Source organism: Ilyomonas limi (genome assembly GCF_005233845.1).
GTDB classification, from domain to species: domain Bacteria; phylum Bacteroidota; class Bacteroidia; order Chitinophagales; family Chitinophagaceae; genus Ilyomonas; species Ilyomonas limi.
In genome coordinates this window covers 1-16,281 of the sequence record NZ_SZQL01000010.1, presented here as the reverse complement: position 1 = coordinate 16,281, position 16,281 = coordinate 1, and the positions used below count along the sequence as shown (strand labels likewise).

13 protein-coding genes are annotated in these 16,281 nt (G+C 39.1%); 12 read left to right on the top strand and 1 reads right to left on the bottom strand.

What is annotated here, in order from left to right:
• The first annotated feature begins 15 nt into the window (after positions 1-15).
• The 11 genes from FC093_RS12930 (at position 16) to FC093_RS24055 (ending at position 14,193) form a co-directional block, all read left to right on the top strand.
• Complete coding sequence (locus tag FC093_RS12930) at positions 16-381, top strand: hypothetical protein (RefSeq protein WP_137262214.1); 366 nt, start codon at positions 16-18, stop codon at positions 379-381.
• 141 nt (positions 382-522) lie between these two features.
• A complete protein-coding gene (gene prpB, locus FC093_RS12925; protein WP_137262213.1) occupies positions 523-1,419 on the top strand; it encodes a methylisocitrate lyase in 897 nt (298 codons plus the stop codon).
• Positions 1,419-2,576 (top strand): bifunctional 2-methylcitrate synthase/citrate synthase, encoded by a 1,158-nt coding sequence (gene prpC, locus FC093_RS12920; protein WP_137262212.1) that lies wholly within the window; start codon positions 1,419-1,421, stop codon positions 2,574-2,576. The genes prpB and prpC overlap by 1 nt, the downstream gene beginning before the upstream one ends.
• A gap of 19 nt (positions 2,577-2,595) precedes the next feature.
• Positions 2,596-4,047 carry a bifunctional 2-methylcitrate dehydratase/aconitate hydratase gene (locus FC093_RS12915; RefSeq protein ID WP_137262211.1) on the top strand — a complete coding sequence of 484 codons (1,452 nt, stop codon included), beginning with the start codon at positions 2,596-2,598 and terminating at the stop codon, positions 4,045-4,047.
• A gap of 397 nt (positions 4,048-4,444) precedes the next feature.
• On the top strand, positions 4,445-4,831 hold the full coding sequence (locus tag FC093_RS12910; RefSeq protein WP_137262210.1) for a T9SS type B sorting domain-containing protein: 387 nt from the start codon (positions 4,445-4,447) through the stop codon (positions 4,829-4,831).
• An 812-nt stretch (positions 4,832-5,643) separates the two neighbouring features.
• Complete coding sequence (locus tag FC093_RS12905) at positions 5,644-6,069, top strand: cupin domain-containing protein (RefSeq protein WP_206106568.1); 426 nt, start codon at positions 5,644-5,646, stop codon at positions 6,067-6,069.
• A 1,997-nt stretch (positions 6,070-8,066) separates the two neighbouring features.
• Positions 8,067-8,492 (top strand): hypothetical protein, encoded by a 426-nt coding sequence (locus tag FC093_RS12900; RefSeq protein ID WP_137262209.1) that lies wholly within the window; start codon positions 8,067-8,069, stop codon positions 8,490-8,492.
• 5 nt (positions 8,493-8,497) lie between these two features.
• On the top strand, positions 8,498-10,303 hold the full coding sequence (locus FC093_RS12895; protein WP_137262208.1) for a hypothetical protein: 1,806 nt from the start codon (positions 8,498-8,500) through the stop codon (positions 10,301-10,303).
• Positions 10,304-10,371: 68 nt separating this feature from the next.
• The gene (locus FC093_RS12890) at positions 10,372-12,810 is read left to right on the top strand and encodes a CHAT domain-containing protein (protein ID WP_137262207.1); all 2,439 of its coding nucleotides are present in this window, start codon (positions 10,372-10,374) and stop codon (positions 12,808-12,810) included.
• 17 nt (positions 12,811-12,827) lie between these two features.
• Positions 12,828-13,346, top strand: a complete 519-nt coding sequence (locus FC093_RS12885) for a hypothetical protein (protein WP_137262206.1) — start codon at positions 12,828-12,830, stop codon at positions 13,344-13,346.
• 406 nt (positions 13,347-13,752) lie between these two features.
• Complete coding sequence (locus FC093_RS24055) at positions 13,753-14,193, top strand: glycoside hydrolase family protein (RefSeq protein WP_240743289.1); 441 nt, start codon at positions 13,753-13,755, stop codon at positions 14,191-14,193.
• 141 nt (positions 14,194-14,334) lie between these two features.
• Here the strand turns inward: FC093_RS24055 and FC093_RS12875 are convergent, their stop codons facing one another.
• The gene (locus FC093_RS12875) at positions 14,335-15,114 is read right to left on the bottom strand and encodes an IS5 family transposase (RefSeq protein WP_206106567.1); all 780 of its coding nucleotides are present in this window, start codon (positions 15,112-15,114) and stop codon (positions 14,335-14,337) included.
• A 222-nt stretch (positions 15,115-15,336) separates the two neighbouring features.
• Here FC093_RS12875 and FC093_RS12870 point away from each other — a divergent pair, with 222 nt between their 5' ends.
• Positions 15,337-15,888 carry a hypothetical protein gene (locus FC093_RS12870; protein ID WP_137262205.1) on the top strand — a complete coding sequence of 184 codons (552 nt, stop codon included), beginning with the start codon at positions 15,337-15,339 and terminating at the stop codon, positions 15,886-15,888.
• Positions 15,889-16,281 lie beyond the last annotated feature (393 nt).

Here is a 16,281-nt window from a genome sequence, read left to right as displayed (position 1 = left end):
TAACATTACTTCAGTTTGTTAACTCTAAATTCACTGGCTGAACTTCGGGGAAGCCTACAGTATGACACAGCAGATCGCGGTGCATTTATCTGCCAGTCGCAATCACTGAATTCATTGTTGGTAAATCCCACCACCTCAAAGCTTACGTCAATGCACTTTTATGCGCGGAAAAAAGGATTGAAAACAGGTATGTATTATCTGCGTACAAAAGCTGCTGCACAGGCAGTGCAGTTCACAGTTGAAAAAGGAAACCAGGTTGTTGAGCCAATTGCAGGTGAAAAAAAATTAAAATCACAAATCATACTGAGTAAAAAAGAAGATGAAAATGTCACCGGCGCAACCTGCTCCATGCAGGATGGCCGCATCAGTTGTGGTTCGTAATTCTGAGTATAAGCAATAAGTCATATGCCTTAAAAAGAATAAGACCTTTTTTGAAAGGTCTTATTCTTTTTATATCATGTTATCTTCGCCGAAATAATGCAAACAAATGCTAATGTTTTAAATTTAAAATCATTATTACTAATGCAGGAAACAACACAAATATATTCTGCTGGTCTTCGTTTTCGCGAAGCAATGAAACAAGAAAAGCCTTTACAAATTGTTGGAACAATCAATGCGAACCATGCGTTACTTGCGCAACAAGCCGGTTTTAATGCTATCTATCTTTCCGGTGGCGGTGTGGCTGCAGGTTCATTGGGTGTTCCTGATTTAGGTATTACCACATTGGAAGATGTGCTGATTGATATTAATCGCATAACCAACGTTTGTACATTGCCTTTGTTGGTGGATGTAGATACGGGTTTCGGTCCTTCTGCTTTCAATATTGCACGCACAGTAAAGTCATTGATAAAGTCCGGTGCTGCGGCATTGCATATTGAGGACCAGGTTGGCGCTAAACGCTGCGGGCACAGACCAGGCAAGGAAGTGGTGAGCAAAGAAGAAATGGTGGACAGGTTGAAAGCTGCTGTTGATGCACGAACAGATGAACAGTTTGTAATTGGTGCAAGAACGGATGCATTTGCTAATGAAGGTTTGGAAAAAACATTAGAAAGAACGGTGGCTTATAAAGAAGCCGGTGCCGACTTTATTTTTGCCGAAGCGGTGAATGACTTAGCGCTTTACAGGAAGTTTGTTGAGGCAACCGGCATTCCTGTGCTGGCAAATATTACAGAGTTTGGTATGATAAAAATGTACACCGTTGATGAATTAAAAGCTGCTGGTGTTGAACTGATACTATATCCTTTGTCTGCTTTTCGTGCCGCCAATAAAGCTGCGCAAAATGCATATGAACATATTCGTAAAGACGGCACGCAGCAACATGTTTTAAGCACCATGCAAACAAGAGAAGCTTTGTATCAAAGCATCGGTTATTATGATTACGAACAAAAATTAGATAGCCTGTTTAAAAAGAAGCAATAATGGAAACTAATCAGCAAACAACATTCAAGCCCAAGAAAAGTGTGGCACTCTCCGGTGTTGCAGCAGGCAATACAGCGCTGTGCAGTGTTGGTAAAAGTGGCAACGATTTACATTACCGCGGTTATAATATTTTGGACCTTGCAGCTAACGCAACATTTGAGGAAGTGGCTTATTTATTAATTTACGGTTCATTGCCAACGCAACAGCAATTGGATGATTATAAAAATAAGTTGAAGTCATTACGAGGTTTACCCCATGCGGTAAAAAATATACTGAAGAACATTCCTCCCACAGCGCACCCGATGGATGTAATGCGTACCTACGCTTCGGCACTTGGTACTATAGAACCGGAAGAAGATAACCATAGTGAAGCAGGCGCAAAAACCATTGCGGACAGGTTATTGGCATCTTTCAGTTCCGCCTTATTGTATTGGTATCATTATGCAAACAATAAACAAGAAATAGAAACAGTAACGGATGAAGATACCATTGGTGCACATTTTCTTCACCTGTTACATGGCAAAAAGCCTTCGGATTCCTGGATAAAAGCAATGCAAATTTCTTTGGTGTTGTATGCAGAGCATGAGTTTAATGCTTCTACTTTTACAGCAAGAGTAATTGCAGGAACAGGTTCTGATATTTATTCTGCTGTAACCGGCGCCATTGGTGCCTTGCGCGGACCAAAACATGGGGGTGCCAACGAAGTAGCTTATGATATTCAAAGTCGTTATCATTCGCCCGATGAAGCGGAAGCCGATATAAAAAAACGATTAACAAATAAAGAAGTAATCATTGGTTTTGGCCACCCGGTTTATACTGTTTCAGATCCAAGAAATGAAGTGATTAAGAAAGTGGCAAAACAACTTTCTGACGAAGCGGGTGATAGGCTATTGTTTGATATTGCAGAACGATTAGAAACGGTAATGTGGAATGAAAAGAAAATGTTTCCCAACCTCGACTGGTTTTCGGCAGTTTCCTATCATCTGATGGGCGTACCAACCATGATGTTTACGCCACTGTTTGTTGTATCGAGAGTTACAGGGTGGAGCGCACACATTATTGAGCAACGGCAGGATGGAAAAATTATTCGCCCGAGCGCAAATTATATCGGCCCGGAAAATAGAGCCTTTATCTCAATCGAAAATCGTACAACCTAAATTTAAAATTAAATAAATAATGGCATCGCCTGTCATAAATGAAAGAACACAACCAGACAAAGTATTGGTAGATATAGTGGATTATGTGTTAAACTATGAGATTAAAAGTGACTTAGCCTGGAAAACTGCGCATTATTGCCTCTTAGATACACTTGGCTGTGGATTTGAAGCCTTAACTTATCCTGCGTGCACCAAACTCTTAGGACCAGTCGTAAAAGGTACAATAGTCCCACATGGTGCTAAGGTGCCGGGAACGCAGTTTCAATTAGACCCGGTTCATGCTGCCTTTAATATTGGCACTATGATTCGCTGGCTGGATTTCAACGATACCTGGCTGGCAGCAGAATGGGGGCATCCCTCTGATAATTTAGGAGGCATTTTGGCAACTGCAGATTGGATTTCCAGAACATCTATTGCAGAAGGCAAACCTGCACTCTTTATGAAAGATGTATTGGACCTGATGATTCGCGCGCATGAAATACAGGGCGTATTGGCACTCGAAAACTCTTTTAATAAAGTGGGTTTAGATCATGTCATATTGGTAAAGGTTGCATCAACAGCAGTTGTAGGAAAACTTTTAGGGCTAACGCATGAAGAGTTAGTTAATGCACTCTCACTGGCATTTGTTGACGGACAATCTTTAAGAACATATCGGCATACACCAAATACAGGAAGCCGTAAATCTTGGGCAGCCGGTGATGCCACTTCAAGAGCAGTGCGTTTAGCAATGATTGCACAAACCGGCGAAATGGGCTATCCTTCTGTGCTTACTGCGAAAACCTGGGGATTTTATGATGTGTGCTTCAAGGGAAATCAATTTACATTTCAAAGAGATTATGGTTCCTATGTAATGGAAAACGTGTTATTTAAAATTTCTTACCCGGCAGAGTTTCATGCGCAAACGGCTGTGGAAGCGGCGATGACATTACATTATAAATTAAAGGCTTTGAATAAATCAGCGGAAGATATTCGGAAAATAACGATTCGCACACACGAAGCTGCGATTCGAATCATTGATAAAAAAGGTCCGTTGAACAATCCTGCCGATCGCGATCATTGTATTCAATACATGGTAGCTGTGCCGTTGATTTATGGGCGATTAACAGCTTCGGATTATGAAGATGATATTGCTTCAGATATTTGGATTGATGTGCTGCGTGATAAAATAGAATGCGTGGAAGATGTTCAGTTTACAAAAGATTATCACGATCCTGCCAAACGTTCTATTGCCAATGCAATAACTATTGAATTAAATGACGGAACTGTTTTAGAGGAGGTTCAGGTCGATTATCCGATTGGGCATAAACGTAGAAGAGAAGAAGGAATACCGCAACTCATAAATAAGTTCAGGATTAATCTTGCGCGTGTTTTTCCTGAAAAACAGCAAAGAAAAGTATTGGAAAATTCACTCGATTTTTATAGGCTTGTTAATACACCAGTTGATGAGTTTATAGATATGATGGTCATATAATTTTCAAAAGATTTTAAAGCCCTTATTCCCGCTCTTCGAGGTGTTAGCGATAGCGCACCTCGAAGTAAAGGATGAAAATGATTCTTCAAAGTCTTCAATCATTAAACCTCAGCCCCCGGTCCTTGCCTTTACCAATCGTTCATAATATTCCTCTCCAGTTAGCGTAATTTCCTTATGTAAGCTCCTGTTCTGGATTGTGCTGAGCAGTATAGAACAGAAAAGAATAAATCCTAATATGCTCAGCATATGTAAAGTACTGCCAACCTCCTCCAAATGGCTATTCTATTTCAATCGATGCACTCCTTTGACTAAAGGTTACGGCGCATTACCGAACATTGAAAATACAAAAAGCGAATGAGCAGGTGTCTATAGGTTAACAGCAAGTAATCAGTGCGGCGTGCTAACTGATTCTATTCGTATCACCAGCCAGCTTTGTAAACTGATGATGCCTTCTGCCTTTACACCCAATAAGGATGGACTCAATGACGTATTCAAAGTAAAGTATCCGTTTCCTGTAAAACACTTTGATATGATTGTTTACAACCGCTTTGGACAGAAAGTGTTTGAATGTTACGACATTGCCAAAGGCTGGAATGGAACTATTAACAATGTTGATCAAGATGCAGGAATGTATATATGGAAGATTTCACTGATTGATAATGATGGCATATCTGCAGCAGCACAGGGGACTGTAACGATGATTAGATATAATGATGAAATAGATATTCATCACGTTTCTGTTTCGCATTACTATTCCGTTACTAAAAACGCTACAATCCATTAAAATAAACACATTTCACTTTCTGTATCGTCACGAGATAAAATTTGCCATTTAGATAATATGATTTGATTGTCAAAGAGGGAGGTAACTGGCGAATTCACCTCTACCCTATTTTGTGTGTTTATGTACTTGGACAAAATGTGAAATAATCCAAATAATATAAATATTACAAATGCTAAACAGGAGATTGCAATCCAATAGAAATCTGATCAGAGTAAACCAACATAATATCTTATAATAAGGAAGGTCTTAACAGGATAACAATTGTATTATTTGTATTATTTGTGGTATTCTTATTATTCTTTCACTATGCTATGCACACATGCGCAAATGATCTTTAGACAGTTGATCAAAGGAGTAAAGCCAATTATATTCAATAATATAATAAGTATAAACACGCACCATTAAACGAAAGGGCATAAAAGACACCTATCCTTCGATAACGTTTATTTCTTCCCCAAACGGATATTGCTCGTCCTAGCAGGATTTCACCAAGAAAAACATATAACCGGATTACGGTAGCTTTAAACGCTAAATAGAGCCATTCTCGTATCAATCATCTTGCAAGCGGCATTAGAAACAACTGCTCACTACAACTGCTTTCAAAAAAGGCGGTCAATGACAATATAAAACCAAGCGGAAGAACTTCGACATTGCTTCAGCAATAGAATGAACTGAAGTATTCTAAAATTCATATACTTCAGCAGATATCGCCGGACGTTGATGGCAACAGTAACAGACGCCCCAAATATTATCCTATCTTTAATAAATGGTTAGTTTGTCAACTGATCCTTCCTGAAACAAAAAAGGGAAAAATGCCGAAAATCCCTGCATCATGCAAAAAAGTAGGCAAAATAAATTTAAATCACATGGATCCGGTAACAGTAAAAAAATTCGAAACGAAATCTCATGAAACCCCGGATGAGATTCGGCAGCCTGATAAGACAAAAGTCGAGATTGTCCGGCTGGAAGGGTTTACTATTGGACGCTTAAACATGAAACCGGGATGGCGATGGTCACAATGCATTAAGCCCGTAGTTCACACTGATTCATGCCAGCTTTCCCATGTTGGATATGCAGTATCAGGAACGCTTACCGTGCGCATGAATGATGGCACACAGAAGACAATTAAAGGAGGTGAATCTTACACCATTCCTCCAGGACATGATGCTTGGGTGGAGGGGAGTGAAGATTTCGTTGGAATCGAAGTGTTGAGTGCTGACCAATTTGCTAAAACTTAGAACAAAAATAGAACTGCTTCCTCCTACATTCGTCCTCAAAAGGAGCGGCTGGACAATTACTATGAATTGAAAGAATAGTTCGTTTAGCTATTTATCTTTCTTCAGCTTCTGTTTTGTCAATGTCGCTCCTTCCGGAAAGGGCAGTTGTTGGCTGCAACTTAAACAAATTGATAATGCTTAATGATAACACTTAAATGCATTAGCATAAACCGCCACAAACATATAATTAAAGCAAGAAATTTTACAACTCCGTTTATGGAACCATGACTAAACCTAGATGGAAGCTAAATTATTATAAATTGCCTAATGTACTTGATGCATTAGCATAAACCGCCACAAACATATAATTAAAGCAAGAAATTTTACAACTCCGTTTATGGAACCATGACTAAACCTAGATGGAAGCTAAATTATTATAAATTGCCTAATGTACTTGATTCTATACTCAATTTACTGTTCCGTTACTAAAAACGCTACAATCCATTAAAAAAAACACATTTCACTTTCTGTATCGGAAAGTAACCAATCCACTGTTTACGCACATTCTGTGGGGTTTACATTCTTTTACAGCCACTTATTCTTGCCGATTGTTGCCTTTCTTTGCCTTTAGTAGCCATAATGTTGTGACGAATCCGGTTACTAATCCAGTTTGTAACCGAAATCACATGAAAAAGGAAATGACGGGCAACAATGATGCAGTATGATACATAATGATGCAATACCTGGCACGCTTTGTAGACAGTGTAGGAACTGAAATGAAAAGTAGGATAATTGGTAGAGTTGAAACTTGCTTTTGCGAATGCTCAGTTATATCCATCTAAATCCTGTATTTAGGTATTATTGGTTGGTAAGTGCTAGCATAAGTACGTATGTAGCAGTGAGCCTTTTTAACGATTGCTAAAAATGAGGTATTTGACAATTTTGGGTCACCAGGTTTGGATAAATATCCAGAGATTATCTCAAAAATATCTCAGTAGTATAAGGATGGCGGCTGAGTACTTCGTGCGGATGCCGTGGCAGTCTACCCCTGCCATCTTTTCTTCTCTTCACCTTTGGTAATAGCGGCTCTATTATCGTCTACTCCCTATCGCTCAGATATATACCTGGAATAACCTGTTTTTGAGATAAACTCTAATATTGTAAAACGGAAAACAACAAATAATGATTGATTCGTTTCATGGGTGCGGTAGGAAATTTAATTTGGGGAAACAAAGAATAAAACAGAGTATCAGTACTACTTGAAAACAAAGAATTTCGTTTTTCGGGTATCTGATTTCGCTTTTTTGGTATCAGGAATTGACATAAGCAGTCAAATGTGCATTTGAGATATTAAAAAACAAAACAAGCTATATATTGCTTTATATGTAGTAATATATTTGTGCAAAGTTTTTGGAAGAGCTAAAAACTTCATGTGTTCTTATTGTAAAATTTTTTGTCTGGATGTTATAATTAAAAATGTTTTATCTTTATTTCAAGCCTAATACTTAGCCCCTTTAGACGATTATAAGAACCACTAGCCTATCAAATTCAATTCTTAACTTTTTTTTCCTGATTGTTCGTACTGATTTCCCTGGCTAAACGCGGTGTAATAGAGGATGTTTTTCACATGGTGATGGGAAGTAGTTGACGATAGCTTTGAGAGTGCCTGAGCAATTTCCATTGATAGCTTTGGCAGGCAGGGCAAAATTATTTCTGCATTTACGTTACTAAACAATTAACACAAGCGAAAACGAAAGGCATAATAATCAAAGGCATAAAAATTATTTAAAATTCATACAATTATGGTAATCCTTATGTGATGTACCATACAGACCGACATTGTAGCGGTTAACAATTGACACATCAAATATGTTTTATCATTGATAAGACTTGAGCAACTGCCCAGCCCTGTTGCAACTACTGATCAATACAATTTAATAAATAAACTCTACATAAACTAAAAAGGAGTATGCCGTAAATCCAATTCAAAGAGTAGACAACAAATTAAATTTTAATTTATGAATACTAAACTTTTTCATGCATACTTAAATGCAAAGCAAAAGTTCATTCAATACGATGGAGTATTGGGGGTTGATTATGGATCAAAAATCAGTGGCGGTACAGTAACAAACCGTGAAGCAATCATTGTATTTGTTGAGAGAAAATTAACATCAGAAAGTGCGAAAGGAGATCAGTTAATTTCTCAATTATTTGAAGGATTTGTCACCGATGTAAGAATGCCGAAACTTAATATGACTGAAACAGAAAAATTTAATCCCAATAAACCTCCTGATAACAATGAAGATAAATGTCTTTTTGATTACAACTGGATTGATTTTGGAAAAATACATGCACTTAACTTAATCTGTTATCGGCAAAGAAATAAAAATGTAAAGGGCATTGGTGATTTAGAAGATGTGCCGACTGTACAAACATTAAATTAAATAATATGACACTTAATGAAATCCTTGGGATGTGGCGTATTGTCGCTAATGAAAATCCAGCTTCTTTACACTTATGGCAAGCTGGTAACAATTTAAATGGACAAATAAAATTTGACGACCTTTCTAATACCGAAAATCTCTCCTCATTATCATTCATCAACGATGAACTCAGGTTTACCCGATCCGGAATTGATCAACAATATTCTGCAAAGGTTAGAGGCGATGACCTCAGAGGAACTTTTTTGCAGGCTGGAAGTTCTTATACCTGGTTTGGCCGGCGAATGCCTTCGCCTTTATTGGAGCTCTCATTTGATAACCCCCGAATTCTTCCTATTGACTATAGGGCGAGTTCACCAGGAGCACAGCGTGTTTTGGTAATTGTTGAAGAACGAATTTCGGGAGCACTCCTGTCAAGCCTTTCTGACGGAATATCAATACTTACCCGGTTTTTTGATGACCTGCAAAACGAAGGCTGGGAAGTAGTAGCATACAGTTTAGATGTACGCAGCCATGAAACCAGGGAACGTTATCACCGCCATTTACCCGATGAATTTCTGGATCTCTACCGATTCGTTAAAAAGTTTTACCATGCAGCACAAACGCTTGGGGGCGTATTACTGGTTGGAGATTTCCCCACCGCAGGTATAGTAAATCTTGAAGACCGGCAAGTTGGACAAATACTCGAACAACATGAATTGGATTATTTTTCGGTTGACGCAGTACTTGCTGATCCGCATGGGTACTGGGAGTGGATGGCTACAGCCCCCACCTTTCCTCCCGGGAGCAATCTTGGCGGAAGGCTTCCATTCGATGATTCCCGCCACCCGAATGGAAGTCTTTACAATCGCAATCAGTGGAGTGCGCCAGGTTTTATTACGCACGCCCTTGCTCAGTGGCAGGTTCATCACGCTGAACGGACTAATCAAAAGCATGCTGCAGATTCTAAGTTTTGGGTAGGCCGCATTACGGCATCGCAATCAGCATGGCGTACTGGTCAAAGTGGACTGGAGTATTCAGAACAAGAAGAACTGAGGCTTCTTGTAGATTATTTTAATCGAAATCACGAGCATCGGACAACATCGCGCCAACGGCGGGGGTATATATTTCTTGACCTGGATTTTGCAGGTGGCTGGGAATCGGAAAGCAATAAATGGACGAATTCTGTTACACAATCAAGCATTGTAGTGAATGCAGATAGTAACTCCCTTCCCGCAACACAATGGGCGACAATAGAAAACTACTTCAACTCATTTTCGGAAGAGCATCTTGTATGCTACTATATGATGCACAGTGACTTTCTTAATCATTACTTTGCAGCACAACCGGGAAGTACAGAAGTGGTGCCGGCAGCCTTTCCTCAAAGCTTTACGAGTCCTGGCTCAGTGTTTAGCGTAAGTGTGCCTGGAGGACAAACTTCTGTAAAAGCATTGCACCACTTTGCACTTCCAAACCGTTCTCCGTATTCAAGATTTTACCTCTTGGGTGGATGTGATGTGGGTGATATCATACACCGGCCACAATATCTCGCTGCCGGCGAGAGAATTTCACCAGCCACACCATTACACCGTCAGTATGGCGCCCAAAATCTTGCGGTAACCTACCTCATGCGGTGTAATGGTTTAGCAGTACTTGCACATAATGTAACCAGTATACCAGCGGACTACACGCCGGTTTATGAGGCGTGGCAACAGGGGCAATGTCTTGGCGACGGCATACTTCAACTGATGCGTAACGAAAACGTGGCAGGACAAATTCCACATCCTTATCGTAATATCGTTTTCGGAGATCCTACATTGAAACTTTCATATTGAAGTAGTTTTCGCTTGTTTGAAGTTGCATTTGTTTTCATATTTCATCTCACCTCAATTAATTCTACAGAATGACTTCAATCAATTTTCAAATTCTTATCCGGGCATACCTTAAAAGAGATTTTAAATTCATCACAGAATTCATAAAGAATTCACCACAAAATGCCAACACTGAAAGTTCACTTGCGATGATGACAAGTGGTGATCCATTTTATAGTATTTGCAGCTTAAACGCCATGTCAAGCGCTTATGCGCAGGGCGGCAATTACAATCATGCTTTGCTGTACGGATTAGCAACGTATGAATGTGTGTATCACTATCTATTTAAATCGGCTGAGAGGAGAAAAGAAGAAGTACTATACTTTGCTGCTTCGTCGGCCAATTTCATTACGAAATCATATCTCGATAGCGCCCGCTATAGTGAAGGAATAGAATTTTACGACAGGACGGTCAAAGATTTCCAAAAACATTTTAACAAGCCCGAATTCATCTCTGCACAGTTGAATGCTGTTGAATTATATCTCGCCATTGATAATCCTGAAACGGCAAGAAGCATATTTCAAAGCCTTTCTCCTGGTAATATTCCTTATTATTCAAGAATTAATTATGAGCGGTTAGGAACAAAAATAAAAGCATTATTCAGAGAAATCAGTGTTACTTCTGAAGAAGCAAAAAAATCAGAAACAGAAGAACAGCAGGCTGAGTTAAAAAACATGATTGATGCTATTGGTGAAATGTTTACGCAAACATCCGAAGGTGAAACACAACAATCAAATGAAATTTCCCAAATGATCAATCAGTTAAGACCCTTAATAGGAAATACGGGAAACAATAACGAACAATTTAATAATGCAACAAGTATTTACCGTAAATTTAATAACTATTTTAAAACGGTAAGTGAAGAAAAGGAGGAATACAACATAATGGATCTCCGCCTGAAACTTTACGATCTGCAGGGTGTATTTTTAAATGACTCTACTAAATCAAATCCAGATGTGTTGAAAAACACATTACATGACCTTCAACAGCTACTTCCCAAATTCAGAAGCAAATATATAGACGAATCCAACGACACATTGTGGAGTATCCACATTTGCCAAAAACGACTGCGTTTGTCTGCCGAAGGAGCGGACACCTTAGAAGAATTAAGGGTAAACCTGGAGCATAAACGCGCATCAATTTATAATAAAAAAGAACGGGCGGGTGTATTTAAAACTTTCGAATATCTTTTTCCAAGCCTTATAGAACTATATCACCGAAGTGGGAATGAAAGAGGTGTATTAAAAGCCATAGAAGCTTCAAAAGGCAGACTGCTGGCAGATGCGATCGCAGAACAATCAGATACTGAAATGGAGGTGGCTAATTATGAATTGCCCGTTGAGAAATTACCTTCTTTGCTTTTGAAGAACCATGCATCTTATCTTAGTTTCTTTTTGTATGATGACTACTCTATCAGCGTATTGCTGACATCGAACGGAAAGATTTATGTTGAGCGTACACCTGACGTTGATAAAACAGTTATGAAGAAATGGGTTGATGACCATTTGGATGATCCCAAAGAATGGAACAGCAAATCCACTAAGGGGTTTTTCACCAAAAAGATTAATATTCCGGAGAACTTAGGCAAGCTTCTCAATGTTCTGAAGAGAGCTTTGGAGGAAGGAAATTTAAATTTGGGTGATCACCTGATTTATTCGCCCCATGAAGTATTGTTTTTGTTTCCTCTGCAATATGCTTTGTTTAATAACAGTTATTTGATTCAGCAATTTTCGCTGTCAAGGATACACGGAGCGTATCAATTAATCTCTCTTTTGGAACATTCACCTGTTCTCCCAACGAAAATTATTTGCTGTACGGTACCGGCAGTGCAGGATCTGGACAATTCTGAAAAAATACAGCAGTTTTCAGAAGTAAAACAATGGTTATCAAAAAACTACTCGTCCTTTGACGGAGTATCCGAAGCTGACTCCCTTGATAAATTTTCAAGAAACGATTACATAAACTCACTTATCCATTTTTCAACACACGGTGTTTTTCCGTCGCCCGGGACTGATCCTGCAAAAGCAAATCCGTTTTACAATAGTGGCTTACTACTAAAAGATGGTGAAAAGCTGCCTGCTTTAGATCCGAAATTTAATTACTTTGAAAAAAGTTATTTTCTAAATTCCTGCAAATTATTTGATGCTGATAAAAGCTGGAAAAATAGTCATGTTACTTTTCAGGCATGCGTTAGTGCACGTTCTAAAGAAGGCGTAGGGGGTGATGCTCTTGGTATGGAAAACGCAGCCTTCTTTCTCGGGGCTAGGAGCATGTTGACCGCCGGATGGAATATTTCAATCGTATGGGCAAACAATTTCTGTATTCGCTTCTATCACTATTGGCTTAAAGAAAAACTTACTAAAGCAGCCGCCTACAAAAAGGCAATGCTCGAAATAATGTCTGAAGTGCCTTTTCAAAACCACGGCCCCTATTATTGGGCAGGCATGATCTTGTCAGGTGACTGGAGATAAAAACCAAATTTATTTATATGAAATCAGAAACAATAAGTTTGATAGAAAATATGGACGGTTTTCGGCTGTTGCGATTTTTTAATCACTTTAGCACAACGCTGTTCGACAAGGTTGATGCAGACGCCGAAACAATAATCAGGCATTTACCGGCGAATGTGAAAAACATTCCGGAAATGAAAACGGTTATGGATAATCAGGAACAATATTCCATGCCGTTAGAATCAGAAGAAGCCATCAAATTTGCCAGGGCAAGTTTGCTGCAACTCGCCCAGGAAAAAAACACAGCGCCTGCCTTAGCCGAAGCCATTAAAAATTACAAGGACGATGAGCAATCCGCAGAGGTTATTCTTGCTATGGGTGGTGTTGTTTCTTTTATAATGCTTTTAGCGACCTCAAAAATAAAATATGAAACAGGCAAAGGATGGGAAGTAAACGTCCTTGGCAATCGCGAGGGAATTAAAGATATTATCGAACTGATTAAAACGCTATTTAATGCAATTCCAGAATCTATTTTAAAACTTACTTCTAAACAATAAAAAAGTTATAATAAAAGTCCTCTTTAAGTGCTACGCTTTATTTCACAAGGCAACTGGAATTTCGAAAATGTAGAATTATCTTCAAAAGCTGCACGATAAGTAGTTATATACTTTCCTAAATCAATTCTACGTTATATCATTTGGAATTTAATAAATTAAAGATCCAGGCTTAGAATTTCTGTTATCGTATTCAGGCTTAGAATTTCAAATATATTCTGATTTAAAAGTTTTAAAGAAGATCTATATTATTTGGGCCGCTGAAATTCACCCCTACAGAAATAAATATTATTATTTTGCCACCTTCACCAACTGAGTCGTCAAGATTGATACCGTTAGAGAAAACGCCATAGAACGGCGAGCCTGCCACGTACTGGTAAGCAATAAGCCTGATGGACCTTATGTACCAATGAAGGATTCCATTTATTTACCTGTTGATATGCCTACTTTAGATAGAACTTTTTGGATAGATAAAGATGGAAAACTCTATATGGTCTATTGCTACGAATGGCTACAGAACTGGAACGGCACTATCGAAAATATGGAACTGAAACCAAATTTAAGTGGGACAATTGGTAAAGGCAAGGTGTTGTTCCGTGCCAGTGACGCTCCCTGGAGTCTTGAAAAAGACGAAAACGGCAATGACATACCGAACAAAATAACTGATGGCGCTTACTTGTTCCAAACAAAAACAGGACAGTTGGGAATGATATGGACCAGTTGGATTTACGACGTATATACACAAGGCGTGGCTTACTCAAAAGCGGCACCCTCGATGGTTTCTGGATTCAGGAGAAAGACCCGATTACACCGCCTAATTACCGTCATGGAATGTTGTTCCGCACATTAGATGGCAAACTGTTAATGTCTATTCATAGTCACAAAAACATCACTGGCCGGTATGTGCGCATTCCTTATTTGTTTGAAGTTGATTTACCAGGCGATAAATTAGTCATAGACAAGTCTTATATACCTTGAACCTATTTAGAGTTTAACAGTTTGGGATTTTTCTGCACAACAGCACGGAAAAGGCGATGAAGTGCAGTGCCATCCATGCTTTAACAGATGTTTCGAATCGGATGAGCAAAGCTTTGAAGGAGTCTATCCAGGCGTTCATCTTCTCTGTTACGAATCTTCTTTTATAGAGCAGGTCATCAAAGTAAACATAATCAGTTGATAGCGCTTGCTTCTGATTTCTTTCATTGACTTCAATGTTGGCTTCTATTTGTTTTTCACTGCACTGCTCACGCAGCACTTGTGCATCAAAGCCACTATCTGCATTCATAAATACACCCTTTAGATCAACATCTGCTTCGCTGAGCAGATGATACAACTCTTCAAACAGTTGCTCGACGTCGTGCAAGTCATGGTGGTTACCACTCTGAGGGGTAGCCACAGCAAGCGGCAGCCCCTGATTATCGCTAAAGAAAAGTGCATTGGTAGTGCGGGCTGCCTTTCTGCTCTGGTAGCCAATGTGCTCACCTCCATTCTTTGCAGGTGTATGTGAGCCGTCAGGTTGCATACAAGACAAATCTAAAAGCTTATGATTAGTTTTTAATAGTTCTATCCACACCTTTTTAAAACAGCCATTCTTTACCCATTTGTTGAAATGATAATATACACCATTAGCGGTTAAGCGCTTTTCCGAAGTAAAGAACTTTTCTACTGGTAGCATCTGCCACTGACACCCGCTTTTCAACCGGTACAGAATAGCTGCTACTATTCTCCAGGACTCTACCCGCACCTTAGTACCACGCCTGCCACTGCTCAAATGTGGTACTATCCACTACTCAATCGTATCTTTGTTTAAGACTTCCATGATAACTGACCTTTTTGTTTTGCAACTCAAAGTTCTTTATCACCCGGAAGTCTTTTTTGTTAAAACTCTATATGGCTTCTTTAAAATAAAATGTTTGTTGCATCAGAGTAATAAAACATTTGTGTTTAAAGTATTAATTTTAGCTATTGTAATAAAACAACTAAATCAATTTTTATGATAGAAAATTTGAACCACCTCGTAAAACAAAACGCAGATACCACTATCATCAACAATACGGCCATCCCTGATGAGCGGAATGAAGAAGCTGTACAGGAAGCCAGCACTGCTATTGAGAATTCTTTAAAAACGTCTTTATCCAACGGCAATGTAAAAGAAGTGGCTAATCTCTTTAACAGTAATGGTGAAAATATAACTGCCAACCCTGTTACCCAACAAGCTACCGGCAGCTTTATGGACCGGCTACAGAGCCATTTCGGCTTAAATGTCCAACACGCAGCAAACATAGCCAACAACCTGATACCAACGGTGTTGAAGAGACTGGTACAAAAAGCTGCTGATCCTGCTGATAACAGCTTTGATCTCCAAAAGATTTTCAATGAGGTGAGTGAGGGTAAAACACAAGGACTTAATGTGCGGGGAATGCTGAACAAGTTTAAAACAAGTTTGGACAGGGATGCTGATGGTGATGTAGATCTGCAGGACCTTAAAGCATTCTTTACCGGCAGCGGCGGGGTGGTAGACAAAGTAAAAGGGCTCTTTAAATAGGGTGCACACGCAGCATTAAGAATGTAGCAATGCCTCATTGTTAATTAAATTTTTTTTAAGTAAAAGTGTTCTATCAATCGAGTAGACGGCTCTTAAACTATAGCTGACACAGCAAGCCTCGCATTACTGTACATATAATCATGTATACAGCATTGCATTAAGCTTTGAATAATTTCACTGACAGATATTGATGGCACATCTGAAACAGCACGGGGAATTATAACATTGATTAGATAAATCGAGAAAAATAGATGTTTGCTGACTGAAAACGGGAGTGTAATTTAAACTGTGTCAAAAGATTTTCCTATGTTACATTTATGCTGTCAGGCAAAACGGAGAAAGGCGCTGCTGAGGAGCAACCTTTTAAGGGATAACCTGACCCGATAGAATGAA

Coding starts and splice junctions, on each gene's coding strand:
- FC093_RS12900 (WP_137262209.1), top strand. CDS start 8,067: ATGAATACTAAACTTTTTCATGCATACTTAAATGCAAAGCAAAAGTTC.
- prpB (WP_137262213.1), top strand. CDS start 523: ATGCAGGAAACAACACAAATATATTCTGCTGGTCTTCGTTTTCGCGAA.
- FC093_RS12890 (WP_137262207.1), top strand. CDS start 10,372: ATGACTTCAATCAATTTTCAAATTCTTATCCGGGCATACCTTAAAAGA.
- prpC (WP_137262212.1), top strand. CDS start 1,419: ATGGAAACTAATCAGCAAACAACATTCAAGCCCAAGAAAAGTGTGGCA.
- FC093_RS12885 (WP_137262206.1), top strand. CDS start 12,828: ATGAAATCAGAAACAATAAGTTTGATAGAAAATATGGACGGTTTTCGG.
- FC093_RS12905 (WP_206106568.1), top strand. CDS start 5,644: ATGCCGAAAATCCCTGCATCATGCAAAAAAGTAGGCAAAATAAATTTA.
- FC093_RS12915 (WP_137262211.1), top strand. CDS start 2,596: ATGGCATCGCCTGTCATAAATGAAAGAACACAACCAGACAAAGTATTG.
- FC093_RS12895 (WP_137262208.1), top strand. CDS start 8,498: ATGACACTTAATGAAATCCTTGGGATGTGGCGTATTGTCGCTAATGAA.
- FC093_RS12870 (WP_137262205.1), top strand. CDS start 15,337: ATGATAGAAAATTTGAACCACCTCGTAAAACAAAACGCAGATACCACT.
- FC093_RS24055 (WP_240743289.1), top strand. CDS start 13,753: ATGAAGGATTCCATTTATTTACCTGTTGATATGCCTACTTTAGATAGA.